This window comes from Paenibacillus sp. Marseille-P2973, assembly GCF_018101095.1.
Lineage (GTDB): Bacteria > Bacillota > Bacilli > Paenibacillales > Paenibacillaceae > Fontibacillus > Fontibacillus vini.
In genome coordinates this window covers 47,130-62,341 of sequence record NZ_JAGQEH010000013.1, presented here as the reverse complement: position 1 = coordinate 62,341, position 15,212 = coordinate 47,130, and the positions used below count along the sequence as shown (strand labels likewise).

Below are 15,212 nucleotides of genomic sequence, written 5' to 3'. Positions count from 1 at the left end.
AACGTCAGGTTCAGAAAAGAGAGCAACACGTGGGATTGACGCTCCCGTGCTGCTCTTTATTGTTTGGAGGACACGATTAGTGATCGGACTGGGTGGACTTCTTAAAAGTACTGCTTATTCCGTCTTCAGTGCATATTCGCCCGGACAGACGACCATCACTACTCTGGAAGGCCACTCTTTCGTTCACGTTTCTTTCACTATACAAGCTGGATTATAGCCTAATTATTTTTACGCAATAGGAGTACCATTAGGTATGTTAATATCCGGCTTTAATAGAACCACATCTCCTTTTGCCGGGACTCCTCCCAAAATTAATACCTCCGAGTTGAATCCCGCAATGCGCCGAGGAGGGAAATTGACGATTCCTATCACTTGCTTTCCTACCATTTCCTCCACCTTGTAACGCTTAGTGATTTGTGCACTTGAGGATTTCAACCCGATCCCCGGTCCAAAATCAATCTTAAGCTTGATCGCCGGAATCTTTGCCTCTTCAAAAAACTCCGCTTCCTTAATCGTTCCGACACGAATATCCAGTGCTGCAAAATCATCAATCGTTGCCACGGTCTTGCCTCCCCCTGAACTCGGACCACCCAACGTTACATTTTACTGTGCTGGGCGGAACGGTTGCAGAATACGAATCCCTTCCTCAATGGATCCTTCCATCAGTTCTAAGAGCCGGGGCACCAGTTTGTGCATCCGTGGGGCGTTCAGGTGCCGATCGAGAGCTTCCCGATTCTCCCAGCGCTCGTAGATGATGAATGTGCCAGGCTGACCTTCTACCTCGTGAGCCTCGTAGTCAATGTTACCAAGGTCGTTGCGAGACGGGGTAACGGCAGCCGTCATGAATGCCTTCATCTCGGCTTCTCTTCCTGTCTTAGCTCTCGCCTCCCAGAGTACGGTAACGTAACGGTCCTTTGTATCGTTCATGCTGATTCCTCCTAATTCATTTACTTAAAGAATTTATTATCAAATGGGATACCGTTTGATCGAATTCATAATCGTGCATGCCAAGTGTCTTTATTCAAAAATGCTCGTTATTGCAGATTCATCTGGCTGCGGAGCATCCGATCGAGAAGTTTATCCGGGAGAATACGGACCAGTCGGGTCAGCAGTGCCGAATCGCGGCCGGCCGTATAGCGGGTGCGCGGCTTATTTGCGTGGATGGCCCGTGAGACCACCTCCGCCACTTTCTCAGGAGGGATACCGTCCGTTGCCCACGATTCAGCCTGAGCTTTCACGGCGCCAAAAAGACGATCATGGCGTCTGTGCTGATCGGGCGTCATCAACTTGGACAGCCGATCCGCAGTCGTAATCCCTTTCTCCGACAGGCTGGTGCTGACACCACCCGGAGTAATCATGATGACCTTGAGTCCAAACGAGGACATCTCTCTGCGGAGACTGTCATTGATCGCTTCCATCGCATACTTTGCAGCTGAATAAATCCCGAAACCGGGCATCGAGATTTTACCGCCAACGGATCCGATATTGACTACGCGTCCGCCGCTGTTCAGCAAGGCAGGAGTGAGCGCCTGAATCACTGCCACCTGTCCGATCACGCTGACTTCGATCTGGCGGCGCAATTCATCAAGAGGAACCATTTCGAGAGGTGCATTAACGGCGATACCGGCATTGTTGACCACCGCCCGCAAAGGACGACCAAGCGGATCTTGTTCCACCCGTTCGGTCAACGCCTTTAGGGTGTCGATATTGGTGATATCGACGATCACCGGCTCAATATTATTGCGTTTGATTTTGTCGGCATCTTCCTGACGACGAACCCCCGCCAATACGTGAAAGCCTTGAGCGGCGAGTTGTTCCGCGGTAGCCCTACCGATGCCGCTGGACGTACCAGTGACAACGACCATTTCTTGAGTTTTGGATGACATCGTAACCCTCCTAAGTTTGAAAAGATATGAATCATTGTATAGCACCGCTATACCGGTATTATAGCACCGATATACTGAACTGTCTATAGCGGTGCTATATAATTTCTAACGTGTTGTCCTGCGGTCTGAACATCGTTTTGGCGGGCGTTGCCTTCAAACATAAAAAAGATCGCCACCCTCCTGGAGGTCCAGGTTGGATAAACGATCTTTCTTAAGCGTCTTCTAAATTAAGGCTTGCCTGGCGTTTCCAGGATCTGTCATCGAATTCCTCATTTTGAATCGGCGTCCGGCCTTGGGATCAAAATAATCTGCATTACACTTTCCCGAATGAGATCAACGACGTCGGGCTTGGGTGGAGGTGCTTTGCGAATTTGGGCCGTCACGTACAGCCATGAGGCCGTATTGGCGGAAGCCCAGACCAGATCTGCCGCAGTCTGGGCTGAAACAGCCAGTTTGCCTGCGTCGGCGACTCTCTGAATATTTTGCACTAGTGCTTGGTACGATTGATCTGCCGCCTCGATATGGGCACCCTCGAGCAATCGCCCCATCATCGCCGCATAAATCCGGGGACGGGCTGCCGCGAAGCGGACATAGTCATCCCATCCTTGGCGAAGAGCCATCTCTGGAATGGTCGATTCCACAGCGGCAATCTTGCTTTCAAATAACTGTTTGAACGCTTCTACTATAGCTGCACTCAGGAGTCCATCGGCATTGCCAAAATGGTGGTAGAGTGTAGGAGCTGTGACCTGCGCGATCGCAGTTACGGCTCGCGTCGAGAATTGGGCTCCGCCCTCCTCCTCGAGTACCTTAAGAGCAGCCGCCAATATTTTGTCATATGTGTTCATATTCCCATTATAGCAGTGCTATATAATTATGTCCATGACGAAGGTTGTAAGCTTGTGATTAAGCCGAAATGCCGCTGAAGTGTCAGATTTTCGGGTTTCACAAGTTCTTTCTTTTCTTAACGTAAGCTTGTCAATTCATCTAAAGTTAACCGGCCTACAACCTCATAACCATGGCCCCGTCCTCTTGGTTTCACAATTACGGTTCCTAGGTTGGTGATCTCTCCCAGACCAATACCTTGAGGGAAACTGTGAGCAATGATAACTTTGTTGGTCTTAGGTTGAGGTAATTCCTCCAATACGGAAGTGAAGTCGTTTAATATCCCTTGTTGTTCGGCAGGAGGCAAGGAATCGCTTAAATTATATATTTTCACCCAGAACGGATCGGTTTCCACCTTGTCCTCACCAAAAGCCAATGCTGCAGTTTGCTTTGTTCGGCAAAACGGGCTCGCTAGAACCGGGGTTTGTACGGGAATTTGCAAACTGCGTAGCGCCTCACCGAACTTTTCAGCTTGCCTTTTCCCCGTCTCTGAAAGGTTTTTTTGGGTAGAACAATCTTTGAAATCAAGGCTCGGAGAGTCCTCTCCTACGATTGCTTCTCCGTGCCTAACGTAAAGAATGTAACCCCCCTGACGAAGTGAACTTAGCAACGAGGGGTCCGCTGGTCTTGATGTCAAAATTCCTGCTGAAGCCTCCATAGAAGGTGTGTGAAGCAAGAGGAGTATGCAAAATATACTGCTGAATATCAGCCTTTTCATTATATAGAAGCTCCCTTCGGGTTTGTGCGTACCATAGAGTAGTATCCCATAAGGAGCAAGAGTTAAACCGGGTAAAAGATCGATCCTTCCCCCTTTTTCGTAACAGCGGGAGCAGAAGGGATAAGGCTATTGCTTTAGCACATCCCTAGCTGCTTCTATGAAAGATAACATGATCGGTGAAAGCCACTTGTCTTTATGCCATAACATCTGTGTATACACGTGCAGGTCTGGAATTTGCCAAGGAAGGGCAACAAGTTCTCCTCGTTCAACTTCGGTTGCTGTTACAATGTCAGGAAGAAAGGCAATACCGATCCCCGAAATTGCGCATTGTTTAATGGCTTCGGCACTTTGAAATTCTAAATACGTAATGCTGTCAATGCCCTCTTTTTCAAATGACCGGTCAAACATGGTCCGATAGGGACACCCCTTTTCATTCGTCAGGAACACTTCTCCGTGAAAATCTTCCAACTGCAGCACAGTTCGTTTTGCGAGCGGGTGGTCTGGAGGAGCGAACAAGCGGAAATTTTCTTCCAACAACGATTCCACGGTCAGACCGTTTGAGCGAATGGGTTCATCCAACATATAAACGATATCCGAAGTTCCCTCAAAGAGTGTTTGCTTGAGTTCTTGATTGGGAACGGAGCGGAAGATCAGACGAACGCCCGGATGCTGCAAACGAACCCGTTGAAAGACAGCCGGAAGCCGATAGGCGCAAATCACCTCATTGGCACTTATCGTTAGGGTGCCGCTTAGATTTTCATTGTTATGAACGTCGCTGCGAGCTTCGTCCAATTTATCAAGAACGCCTTGGATATGAGTTAAATAGCGCTTACCCGCGGTTGTAAGAACGAGCTGCTTTCCCAGGCGATCAAAGAGACGAACACCGAGCTCAGCCTCCAATGCTTTAATTTGCATCGTGACGTTGGAAGGGACGTAATTCAGCACTTCCGCAGCCCGAGTGAAATTTAATGTTGCTGCAACCGTGCGAAATGTATTCAGTTGGCGCAACTCCATCTTACTCCCTCCCTTTTAATTCAATATTATTGAATGCTATCTTTAATTTCATTCACTTTTATTGAAAGTACCACGGATCTATACTAAGTACAAGAAATCATCCGATGAACGTGTGGTTTCATTTGGAAGGGAGTGATCCTGCGATGGATTATGAAATTTTTGATCTGGGGGACGTAGCCTTACAATCAGGAGTGACGTTGCCCGGCGCTTTTCTTGCTTATAAGACGTATGGAAGTTTAAATGATAAAAAAGACAATGTCATCGTCTATCCAACTGCTTTTGGCGATCAGCACTTTCAAAATGAATGGTTGATTGGCAGCGGGATGGCACTGGATCCTGAAAAGTATTTCATCATTGTTCCCAATCTGTTGGGTAACGGATTATCTTCGTCTCCCAGCAATACACCACCGCCATTCGACCGGGCCCATTTTCCGCAGGTTACCATTTATGACAACGTAAGATTCCAGCATCAGCTGGTGACCGAAAAATTCGGCATCCAAAAAATTGCTCTGGTCGTTGGATGGTCTATGGGAGGTATTCAGGCATATCAATGGGGAGCAAGTTATCCGGAAATGATGGAACGCATTGCACCTTTCGCGGGAATAGCCAAGCCTTGGCCTCATACATTCGTGGTTCTGGACAGTTTGAAAGCTTCGCTGATGTCTGCAGTTGGCTTCGATCTAAGCAGGCTAGACCAGCTGACTTCTGATAACATGCGGGCCGTTGGCCGCGTCTATGCAGGATGGGGATTGTCGCATGCGTTTTACCGAGAAGAGCTTTACCGTGAGCTGGGATTTGACTCCTTGGAGGATTTTATTACTGGCGTTTGGGAAGCTAGCTTTATGAAGATGGATCCGCACAATGTCCTGGCCATGTTATGGACAGGCCAACATGCAGATATTAGCGCTAACCCCTCCTATAACGGTGATTTCCATGAGGCGCTTAAAAGCATCAGCGCTCTTGCCTGCATCATGCCCGGGAGCACGGATCTCTTCTGCACAGCGGATGATAATCAATACGAAGCTAACCTAATACCTAATGCTATCCTTAAGCCCATCCCGTCGATCTGGGGTCACTTTGCAGGTCGCGGCATCAATCGTGCCGATAATCAATTTATTGATGATAACCTAAAACACTTGTTGGCACTTAGCACAAACGGGTAGATCTTCATTTACTTTTTTGATAACGACTCCTTCTATCTGCCATCAAATGAGCAATTAATAGTTCCTATTCCCCATCTTCATGATCCTCTATATCCAGCTGCAATATAAAATATTGACACTATACTGTTATCGACAGTATAGTGTTATTAACACTAAACTGTTAATGACAGTTTCCACAAATCACTTTCGTTAAATTTAGGGGGGGTACTTTTTATGAAACATACAGGGAGACATACAGGTGCATTTCTTTTGCTGTTTTTAACAGAGGGAGATAACTATGGGGGGAAACTTCTACAGAAATGTGAGGAAGAGCTTCCCGTCAACCCTATTGATAGTGCCATATTGTATCGGACACTAAAAAAATTAGAGGAAGAAGGCGCTGTTGAATCTTATTTGAATACAACTACTCAAGACAAACCGATAAGGATGTATAAAATTACTACAGTTGGAAAGGAAAGACTGGAGGATTTTCACATAGATATTGAAGAAAAAATGAGAAATTTAGCATTTTTTCAAGAGAAATATACGAAGTGGAAGGTTCAAAACAATGATTAGTGGCATCGTTCTCTATAGTATAGCCATTATATATTTGGGAATTTCCTTCATAAAAGACAAACACAAGACAAAAACGGCATTATTAAAATCATGGAAAATGTTTCTCAATGTTATACCAGATTTATTAGCAATCATGTTATTTATCGGGCTGGCATTAGCTTGGTCAACAGTGAAATTGCCAGTTTTAGTGTATGAATTCACATCATTTGGTCTTAAATTTACATTTATTCATATTTGTTTTGGCCTCGTATTTAATTATTTAACAGGAATTCTTTTCGAAAAAATATATAGTAAACAAAAGTTGCTAAAGTATGATACAACCGTTGAAGTATAGATTTTAATAAGACCACAAAAGGGCGAACGGACCACTCACGTGGCCGACCTTTCGCCTCCTCTGTTTTGTCTCTCTGTCGTGATTTTAGACTTTGTGATCCCCGTATCAGTAGCTCATCAGCGCTAATTAATCGGCACAATACTCCTCAGGTCCAAGCCCAAAAGAATCCGTCGCGGTCCCAAGCAATTCTGCCGCCGTGGAGTTTGCGGAAGGCCTTCTTCACCTCTTTAGACAGCGATGTATTTCCATTCTCATTCACGAATACGAATTGTTCGCCGAAATGGGTCTTCACATATTCAATCGCATCGGTCTGGTATAGCGTTCCCGTAGACCTGATTTCCTTGACCATCCATTCAGCCACTTCCTGTGCGGTTACTTCCATAGGTTTATGCTCCTTTCTAATCGCTTATTGCCCCATTAAGGTAGGGTTCAGCAGCATTGCCAGTCATACACTACTTTTGAAAAGTCCCTATTCTTCAAAGCATTCTTTGGAATAGAGAAAACGCAATTCCCGGCGTCTCCAAACATAATACCGCATTCATCCTCTATATCCAGCTGCAACAAAAGGAAATCACTTTCATCAAAACCTATGTAGTCATTCTGAACAAAATAAGGATATCCACCAATTCTGCTGTCACTACTGTAGCAATCCTCGCTCAGTTTCTCATATTCTACCTCTGAAAGCTTATTCTTAAAAGTTTCATGAAATAAATCCAGTGAGGAAGACATAGGCATTTCCCTTGTTTTAAAATACATTTTTCCACTATGTGAAAAGGGAAGATTCATCTTATACTCTTCATCTTCAAAGGGATTGTCCTTTATTAAATGTTCTTCATTTTCTTCATAATCTTCAATATATTTCACTAGAACAGGACTTTCTAAACCAAACATCTCTTCATTTACAACATAAAATTGCAGCAGCCCCTTGTCGGGTAATTCGTCCAGGTTTTCAAGATCCGCCAGATTTATTTGCGCTATAAACAACATGGGTTCTCCAGCTTCATCCATCGGGTAATCCTTAATATCCTTCAAGTAGGGGCAGCCGCCTAATTTGCTCTCCCATGGTTTTGTATCTTCCCGTTTAAAACTTATCTCATTGCTATACCTAAACGTTCTTTTAATTATATCTTCATGCTTTTTCAACACTTCAGGAATCTCATATTTTATCAAATTAGGTACCTCCCATCTTAATCTTGTTCCCCGCTTAGCTCAGAGCATTCCCCGTTAGCGTAACAATCGGGCGAGTAACGATTCTGCCTCATGGGTCATTCCCATTTGGAGAAGTTCATTCGCATGGCGCTCAACTATAACCCTGTCACAGGAAGCTGTATATTGTAAGTCCCGAATCGAGGCAAAAAGTGCTTCTTTCTCTTTCGCAATTTCAGAGGACGTGGTTAATATACCCAGAGAATCCTCCGTCAAAATTGTTGTCTGTAAACTCCGTCCGATTCGAATTTCTTGCAGGTATTGAACCGGGTTTGTAATAGGTGCCAGGTCAAACACCTCCTGGACTTCGTTCAAGACCTTCTTCTTCTCACGTTTATATCGATTATGATCAAACCATTCTGAATTCAGATCTCGGGCCTCTTCCTTACGAACACTCTCCAGATACGCTTCTTCACTCGAATATTCATTCAGTAATACCAATTCGTCAAAAAAGTGTAATGAGAAAAAGTCATGCAGATTTAGAGCAATAAGCCGTACGCGATCGGAATCCATCGGTGAAACCCGGATCACGGGCGCTTCATCCAAATCTTTAACAAGACCAAAGTCAGTTAAAAGCGCGTAATGTATACCGTCCCCTCCAGTATGCGCAAACGGAAGGGAGTCCACTGGAGTACAGAAGTACCCCTCCCTCTCGTGAAAATCAATACTCAAGAAAAGCCCTGTTGGGGTATCCAGATACTCTACTTCTCCGGAAAAATCTCGTTCCCAGCTCATGATTTGTTGAAGCAGCGTCGGCATCCTATACTCTATGCTCATCATACATACCTCACAATAAGTTATTTTCCTCCAAATATTCAAAGTTGCCCGCACAATATCCTGCCTTTTTTATTAAATTCGTTCTCACCGAACCGCCGCCCGGTTCAGAAAAAGAGAGCAACACGAGTGACTGCCGCTCCCGTGCTGCTCTCTTCGGTTTGTACGACAAGATTAGTGATTGGACTGTGACGCAAAAAAACGCTCCATCATTACTTTCGTCTCGTATGGACTTCTCAACTGTACTGCCTTTCCGTCTTCATCAAAAGTAAAATGCCCCTTGAATGCTTCCGGCATATCCTCATACTGTTTCTCAACTTGTTGAAGTGCTTTTTCAAAACAGGGATATCCGTAGGTTTTAATTAAGAAAGGCAGCCCGAAAGCAGATCTTAAAAACTCATATTCTTGGTAGTTATAAGGGGTAGTCTCCGGCCTTTTGATCAAGATCTTAAGGAAATGATCAATGACCTTGTTGATCTCTTCCTCTGAGGCATAATGTGCCAGCCCACGGATCGCGAGGAGTCTCATGTCCAAGTATCGTTCCTTTTTATAGGCGTTTCGAAAAAACGATTCCAGCTCCAATTCCTTGCAGTGGATGAGACCATACAGAATTTTATTTCGCAGCGCGATATTTTTCAATTTAAAATACAGTTGCTCTATCCATTTTGATTCATCCGTTGTTAGTGACTCATAGTCTACATTACTTATTGCGGAGATAAACTTAGGATCATTTTCCCGAAGGGAGGCCGTCGTTAAGTACTTCATCGATTCCTTGTGAAGCTGTAAAGGCATAACATTATGACTCCTTTGCAGAGTTTTATCATCCAAAATACGAAGTCATTAAAGTACGGTAAACCTACCGCGTGCTCCCAATTTTTATTCTCGTCCTCCTGCCGCATATTCGCCCGGACAGACGTCCATCACTTCTCTCGAAGGCTGGATCAGCGCCATTTCAAATCTGCAAGGCCATTGCACGTCCGGCGCCATTTCCCCGTCCAGCAAGCCGGCGATCGTCTCGCCGTCACTCACCGGCACCTCCGCTTCAAACAAGTAGGCTGCGACATTGAAGGCATGCTGCGACACTTCATTCGGATCCAAGGTATGAAAATGGTACTGGACATCCGGAAGGCCAAGCGCAAAGAGGCCAAGCGAATCGATCAAGCTGTCTTCGGTCCCGTGAATCGTAAAATAGCGGATATTCATGCCGAACTGCAAGAACCTAGCAGCTCCCTCGAATGGATTATCCGTAATTTCGGCCGGGTACAGCAATTTCCCGCTGGATGGAATCCAGATCGCTTTGCAGGTCGGGAACAAGCTTACGGCAGCCTCCAGCCAATCCGCCAATAAAGAACTGCGCGATTTATAGTCCAGCCCCGCCGCCATGAAATCGCTGATCAGCAGCTTATAGTGACATTCCTGCAGGACATCCTCCGCATCCGGCATCGTCCAAAACTGGGTGCGCTCCAAGTCGGTAATTGTCTCCTGTTTAAACGGAGTAACGTCTGCCATCATGACCTGAGCCGGCAGTTCCCCCTCCTGGTAGGCTACTTTATAAGCCTCTACGGCAAACGACGACAATACGTCGTCTGGCGACACGGTATCCGTTTTCCCGCATCGGGATTCTAAAGCGTTCCGGACAACTTCCGCATTCGGCCGCTCCACCTTATCCTCAAATAGCAGATACATTTGAAACAACCGCTGAAACTCACTTTTTTCATCTAAATTTTGCTGAAGTACGCGTTCGCTCTCCATTTCTCCCTACCACTCCGTTCGTATGTCGTTCCCTCTACTATAGAGATAGCCGCACGATTCACGCAAGTCTGGAAAGGAAATTGATTCCAAAGTCTGATCTTAACCACTCTCTATACAAATGCAGGATATATCAGTTCATAGACTCCGTCAAAATCGTCTCACACCCGTTAAATGACGCAAACTTTTGGAGACGACGGTTCAAGGCTGTTCGCAATTGCGTTGTTTGCTTTACACCGTTCTCGTACCAGATGTTTTTAACCACGAGCGTTCCGGACTTTCGCTCCGCGATGATCTCGGCTCGTCCAATGAAGCTCTCTCCATATAAAAGAGGCAGCACATAATAGCCGAATTTCCGTTTGATTGCAGGCGTGTAAATCTCCCAGGTGTAATCGAAGCCAAACAAATCGTTGATCAGCTTTCTGTCCCACATCAAATTGTCCAGCGGAGCAATCAGCTCGCAGCGAAATTTCGGCTCCGGGTTTTGCAGGACGGCTTCAATAAGCGTTAAGTCCTCGACGCGGCAGTACAGCATATCCTTCATATGTTCCACGGCAACAGCAACAATGCGGGCTTCGTCTAATAGCTGGCGAAAAACCTCGTTGCGCTGTGCTGCTTTCAACCCCCAAATATTCAGCAATGCATCTGACGCACGATTCCATAAAAGGCCGACAGCGCCGATCCGGCGCAATACCCGCCATTTATGATGCTCCAGCTCATCCTCCAGCGGCTCTGATGCATTCAGCAGATCTGCATGTATGTAATTCTTGGCCAAATCGTAGTATTTACGCGTTCCCTTTTTATGATGGATAATCAACTCACCCGTCGAATACATCTGTTCCAGCACGGATCGCGATGAATTGTTTCCAGCGCTCCAATGGATGGCCGATTGCCAAGAGAAATCTCCATCCAATTTCAAATCATCCGAACTTAGTACACCTTGATTTTGGATATGAGCCCGCACTTGCGCTGTCAGCGCTTCCATTTCCGGATAGCGTTCGGCATGTTGCCTCGCAGCCTGTCTGTAACGCTCAAAATACGGCCAGTCCTCGACGGGGATAATGGCCAGATTTTTATCGGGGTAATCGACAAGGCTTCTATCCTCATACAGCAATTCGGCGAGCAATCCCTTGGTAAATCCCTTGATTCGCGACTGCAGCACCAATTCGGCATTTTTTCCGCAAACATCGATGGGATCGTATTGAATACAGCCGACCTGCCGGGCAAAATCCAATACGCCTTGCTTCCCACTAAATTTATACTCACCCAATAGTCCATGCTTCAACAACAGAAATTGCCGTGCCTGGCGGTTTGTTAATTGGATCATGTTTGCAAGGCTCCTCTTTCGTTCACTTTTCTTTTATCATACAAATTATTTACTCAAAAGAAAAGAAAAAACACAAACATTTGTTCCTGATCTGGAAAATACGTACAAATAATACTTACCGAGCGAAAGTCATTGTCTATTTTAGTGCAATCCCGTACCAGTTATCCTTCAGCTTATCCAACACGTACTCCATATGCTCACTGTCATAATCATTTACGAGTATATCGCGACTCTCGCAATACACAATGTGGTAAGGGTCCCCATAAGCGCTTTCCCAGTCGAACAAAAATTGAATCAGGCTCTCTCCACCTTGTTTACTGTACCGCAGAATACTCAGTTTGCCTTCAGACAATACATCAAGCTCCTGGATTTTGTTTTGCAGGCTTGGGTTCACAACCTCGTCGAAGGAATCTATTGAAGCATTGCCACCGGTGTTGTAGAGTATTGTAACCCCGGTATCACCTGCTTCCTCCTGCTTGTTCATCAGAAGCTCTGTCTCGTCTTTCACAGCTTCAAACAACTCGTGATGCTCCTTGAAAATATCATATTTCGCTTTGTAATACATATCGCTAAACACGTATCCTGCCGCCACAACCAATACTACAACGGCAAGACCTATAAAAATTTTTTTGAAGCTCATGAAATTCACCTGCCTAAACTTACTGGATTATGTAATGAACGATACCTACTTTCCGTTAAAACGATCATAGTGCTGAAGCGTGAACCAATCAACTCTTACGAGTCTTAAGGCACCCGGCCGGGTGCCTCCTTTGTATAAATTCTCAATCCTATTAGAGCCTGCGGCTTTTCGGACGCAACGCCCAGGAGGCGATGCCAAGCGCGGCATAGAAAAGCGGAAGAATGATATTGAATCCGTAATCGCCGTAATCGTTAGCGAATGCATGAGATAAAGCCGCCCCCGTCATTAGAAAAAAGATACCGCTATACGCCCATTCCTTAAGCCGGGGTAAGCCTGGCATTACGATCGCAATGACTCCAAGCAACTTCCAAGCTCCAAGAATGTTTGTGATATATAACGGGAAACCAATATCGGTCACTAGATCGACATTACCCCCATATCGCATCAGTTGCCCGATACCGCTTAATGTAATTGAGAATGCGAGTATAATGGTGACCGTCCAATAGGCAGCCAACCTTCCAACAGGGCGGGATTCTACTTTCGCGTTTTTTTCGTTTGCTATAGTCATACTCATTTTCATTCCTCCTATTATTTGATTTGGTCAAATGCTTTTTCCTATTTGATGTGTTTATAATAAACATTAATCATGTCAAATTATGATACTGTTTAGGAAACTAATTACAATTGGATTCGGATCAGCTCAACGGGTCTATCGGCGAAAATAAAAAAGGAGTACGCTTTGGCGTGCTCCTTGATTAAGTTGCTTATGAATTGATGCCATCATGGACTCCAAAAAGTCGCCATTTTGATCAAACAATAGAGCTCCGCAATCGGCGTACGTCCCGGACCGGCGGCATCCCAAACATCCGTGCATATTCCCTGCTAAAATGCGACGGGCTCTCGTACCCGACCTGAAACGCAGCTTCGGCCGCATCGATCGATCCGGAGAAAAGCAGCCGGCGCGCTTCTTGCAATCGAATCTGCTTTTGAAACTGGATCGGGCTCATCCCCGTGACTTGCTTAAAATGTTCGTGCAAAGATGAAGCGCTCATACGGGCCTCCGCTGCCAATTCTTCTACGCGCAAAGGCTGGGCAAACTCGCGATTAAGCTTCTCAACGACCCCCGCAATTCGATGTGCATGGCTTCCGGCCACTGCAAATTGCATCAGCGCAGCGCTGTTTTCGTTCTGAAGCACCCGGTAAATGATTTCCCGCATAGTGTAAGGCGCAAGCACCGGGATATCCCGCGGCGTTTCGACCAGTTTCAGAAGCCTTAAGACGGCATCTAGTAGCGTATCATTCACCCGGCTTACCTTCAATCCCCGGCTGGCCTCCCTTTCTGGCCGGGTGACATCACCGGATGCCTGAATGACATCAAGAATTTGATTCATGTCAAAAAGAATCTGCAGGCTTAAATACGGCGTTTCATTCGACGCCCCTACCACTTGCCCTGTAATCGGCAGATGTACCGAAGCGGTTAAATAACTGCTCGGGTCATACTGATACACCTCTTGCCCCAGCATCACCACCTTGGAACCCTGCGCCACCACGCAAAGGGAAGGCTCATAGACAGAGTATACCGGCTCCGATAAACGGGAAGAACGAATCAAGCGCAAACCGGGAACTTCCGTATCATGCGTTCCGTCCTTCGGTGTGAACTTTTTAATGATCCGCAGCATTTCTCTCCTTTGTTTCTCGAACCATTCATCCATCCTTTTCTCCCCTTTCTATTCCATAAGATTATCTAAACTTTATTCTTTTCTGGAGGATTAGGCAATCACTGTATATGATCCGGCTACCACCTTTCTTGCCGAAGTAATGATAATGAATATGTAGAAAGTGCAAACCACGGCAACCGAGAAACGAATGACGGGCAGAATTCTGTCCAGAATCACAAAATGGAGGAAGAACATTCAATGAGTACTCAACAGGAACAATCTCATCCCTATGTCGGTATGTGGGTGACAGAAGACGGTTACATCCGGCATGAACTGCTGCCGAACGGGCGATATGACGAAGCACGTGGAAAGCGGAAGAGCGCCTACCAAGGCAGATACACCATCGTAGGCGACCATATCGAGTATGTGGATGATACAGGATTTATAGCGGACGGCGACTTCCGCGATTCGGTTCTCTATCATGCCGGCATGGTTCTCTACCGTGAAAAATAATCAAATGCAAAAGGAGAAATGTTCAATGCCCGAAATAAATGGGAAAGTAGTTTTGATTACAGGAGCAAGTAGTGGCATCGGCGAAGCGACGGCGAAACTTCTCGCCAGCCGGGGGGCCCATGTCGTCATGGGTGCCAGACGCGTGGAGAGGCTGAAAGCCCTGGCATCCCTCATTGAGGCCGAAGGAGGCTCCGTCGCTTATCAACAGTTGGACGTTACAAATATCGATCAAATGCAGGAAATCATCCACTTGGCGCAAAGCCGGTTTGGTCGTGTAGATGTGGTAGTGAACAATGCCGGTGTGATGCCTCTCTCTCCTTTGTCAGCCTTGAAAGTCGACGAATGGAACCGAATGATCGACGTCAATATCCGTGGCGTTCTTCACGGCATTGCTGCGGGTCTCCCCGTTATGAACGAACAACAATCCGGTCACATCATTAACGTGGCTTCCATCGGTGCCTACGCAGTCTCGCCGACTGCAGCAGTATACTGTGCGACCAAATACGCTGTCCGTGCCATTACGGAAGGGTTACGTCAGGAGGTTGGCAGCAGCATCCGGGTCACGCTCGTTTCTCCTGGTGTGACGGAGTCCGAGCTTGCAGAGAGCATTTCAGACGACGAAGCCAAGGAAATAATGAAAACTTACCGCCGCGATGCCCTCCCGGCCATCGCCATAGCTCGCGCCATCGCCTACGCCATAGAGCAGCCGGCAGACGTCGACGTAAACGAGCTGGTCGTCCGGCCTACAGCCCAGCTTACCTGACCAAAGTTTTAGGTGGGGGATTGTTCAGTT

The 15,212-nt window shown here is 46.3% G+C and carries 20 protein-coding genes; 5 read left to right on the top strand and 15 right to left on the bottom strand.

Translation table 11 applies throughout. From position 1 onward, the window contains the following. Window positions 1-228: 228 nt before the first annotated feature. The 6 genes from csaA to KB559_RS20325 form a co-directional block, all read right to left on the bottom strand. Entirely contained in the window at window positions 229-561 is a 333-nt protein-coding gene (gene csaA, locus KB559_RS20350; RefSeq protein ID WP_211024507.1) for a chaperone CsaA, read from the bottom strand. 42 nt (window positions 562-603) lie between these two features. After that, window positions 604-927: a putative quinol monooxygenase gene (locus KB559_RS20345; protein ID WP_211024504.1), complete on the bottom strand. Its 324-nt coding sequence runs from the start codon at window positions 925-927 to the stop codon at window positions 604-606. Window positions 928-1,034: 107 nt separating this feature from the next. Then, window positions 1,035-1,886 carry an SDR family NAD(P)-dependent oxidoreductase gene (locus KB559_RS20340; RefSeq protein ID WP_211024502.1) on the bottom strand — a complete coding sequence of 284 codons (852 nt, stop codon included), beginning with the start codon at window positions 1,884-1,886 and terminating at the stop codon, window positions 1,035-1,037. Between the two features lie 269 nt (window positions 1,887-2,155). Continuing rightward, window positions 2,156-2,731 (bottom strand): TetR/AcrR family transcriptional regulator, encoded by a 576-nt coding sequence (locus KB559_RS20335; RefSeq protein WP_211024500.1) that lies wholly within the window; start codon window positions 2,729-2,731, stop codon window positions 2,156-2,158. 116 nt (window positions 2,732-2,847) lie between these two features. Beyond that, window positions 2,848-3,486, bottom strand: a complete 639-nt coding sequence (locus KB559_RS20330; protein ID WP_211024498.1) for a histidine phosphatase family protein — start codon at window positions 3,484-3,486, stop codon at window positions 2,848-2,850. A 126-nt stretch (window positions 3,487-3,612) separates the two neighbouring features. Continuing rightward, entirely contained in the window at window positions 3,613-4,500 is an 888-nt protein-coding gene (locus KB559_RS20325) for a LysR family transcriptional regulator (protein WP_211024496.1), read from the bottom strand. Window positions 4,501-4,643: 143 nt separating this feature from the next. Here KB559_RS20325 and KB559_RS20320 point away from each other — a divergent pair, with 143 nt between their 5' ends. The 3 genes from KB559_RS20320 (at window position 4,644) to KB559_RS25280 (ending at window position 6,552) form a co-directional block, all read left to right on the top strand. Further along, on the top strand, window positions 4,644-5,663 hold the full coding sequence (locus tag KB559_RS20320; RefSeq protein WP_211024494.1) for an alpha/beta fold hydrolase: 1,020 nt from the start codon (window positions 4,644-4,646) through the stop codon (window positions 5,661-5,663). Window positions 5,664-5,876: 213 nt separating this feature from the next. Continuing rightward, window positions 5,877-6,218, top strand: a complete 342-nt coding sequence (locus KB559_RS20315) for a PadR family transcriptional regulator (protein ID WP_211024492.1) — start codon at window positions 5,877-5,879, stop codon at window positions 6,216-6,218. Beyond that, complete coding sequence (locus KB559_RS25280) at window positions 6,211-6,552, top strand: hypothetical protein (RefSeq protein WP_247681979.1); 342 nt, start codon at window positions 6,211-6,213, stop codon at window positions 6,550-6,552. Before KB559_RS20315 ends, KB559_RS25280 begins: the two co-directional genes overlap by 8 nt. Window positions 6,553-6,697: 145 nt before the next feature. On the opposite strand, the gene KB559_RS20310 is transcribed toward KB559_RS25280, so the two are convergent. The 9 genes from KB559_RS20310 to KB559_RS20270 all read right to left on the bottom strand — a co-directional run bounded on the left by KB559_RS20310 (window position 6,698) and on the right by KB559_RS20270 (window position 13,960). Next, window positions 6,698-6,934 (bottom strand): DUF6953 family protein, encoded by a 237-nt coding sequence (locus KB559_RS20310; protein ID WP_114498669.1) that lies wholly within the window; start codon window positions 6,932-6,934, stop codon window positions 6,698-6,700. Between the two features lie 47 nt (window positions 6,935-6,981). After that, on the bottom strand, window positions 6,982-7,722 hold the full coding sequence (locus tag KB559_RS20305; protein ID WP_211024490.1) for a YwqG family protein: 741 nt from the start codon (window positions 7,720-7,722) through the stop codon (window positions 6,982-6,984). A 54-nt stretch (window positions 7,723-7,776) separates the two neighbouring features. Further along, window positions 7,777-8,493 carry a hypothetical protein gene (locus tag KB559_RS20300; RefSeq protein ID WP_211024488.1) on the bottom strand — a complete coding sequence of 239 codons (717 nt, stop codon included), beginning with the start codon at window positions 8,491-8,493 and terminating at the stop codon, window positions 7,777-7,779. A 213-nt stretch (window positions 8,494-8,706) separates the two neighbouring features. Beyond that, window positions 8,707-9,324 (bottom strand): hypothetical protein, encoded by a 618-nt coding sequence (locus tag KB559_RS25275; protein WP_247681978.1) that lies wholly within the window; start codon window positions 9,322-9,324, stop codon window positions 8,707-8,709. An 84-nt stretch (window positions 9,325-9,408) separates the two neighbouring features. Then, window positions 9,409-10,284 (bottom strand): DUF4261 domain-containing protein, encoded by an 876-nt coding sequence (locus KB559_RS20290; protein WP_247681977.1) that lies wholly within the window; start codon window positions 10,282-10,284, stop codon window positions 9,409-9,411. 130 nt (window positions 10,285-10,414) lie between these two features. Next, on the bottom strand, window positions 10,415-11,608 hold the full coding sequence (locus KB559_RS20285; protein ID WP_211024486.1) for a winged helix-turn-helix domain-containing protein: 1,194 nt from the start codon (window positions 11,606-11,608) through the stop codon (window positions 10,415-10,417). Between the two features lie 136 nt (window positions 11,609-11,744). Beyond that, window positions 11,745-12,248 (bottom strand): hypothetical protein, encoded by a 504-nt coding sequence (locus KB559_RS20280; RefSeq protein ID WP_211024484.1) that lies wholly within the window; start codon window positions 12,246-12,248, stop codon window positions 11,745-11,747. 151 nt (window positions 12,249-12,399) lie between these two features. Continuing rightward, window positions 12,400-12,822 (bottom strand): DoxX family protein, encoded by a 423-nt coding sequence (locus tag KB559_RS20275; RefSeq protein WP_211024482.1) that lies wholly within the window; start codon window positions 12,820-12,822, stop codon window positions 12,400-12,402. Window positions 12,823-13,057: 235 nt separating this feature from the next. Beyond that, on the bottom strand, window positions 13,058-13,960 hold the full coding sequence (locus KB559_RS20270; RefSeq protein WP_211024480.1) for an AraC family transcriptional regulator: 903 nt from the start codon (window positions 13,958-13,960) through the stop codon (window positions 13,058-13,060). 204 nt (window positions 13,961-14,164) lie between these two features. On the opposite strand from KB559_RS20270, the gene KB559_RS20265 reads away from it, so the two are divergent. Further along, window positions 14,165-14,419, top strand: coding sequence for an Atu4866 domain-containing protein (locus KB559_RS20265; RefSeq protein ID WP_211024478.1), 255 nt, complete (start codon window positions 14,165-14,167; stop codon window positions 14,417-14,419). Between the two features lie 25 nt (window positions 14,420-14,444). Then, the gene (locus KB559_RS20260; protein ID WP_211024476.1) at window positions 14,445-15,182 is read left to right on the top strand and encodes an SDR family oxidoreductase; all 738 of its coding nucleotides are present in this window, start codon (window positions 14,445-14,447) and stop codon (window positions 15,180-15,182) included. The last annotated feature ends 30 nt before the right edge of the window (window positions 15,183-15,212 follow it).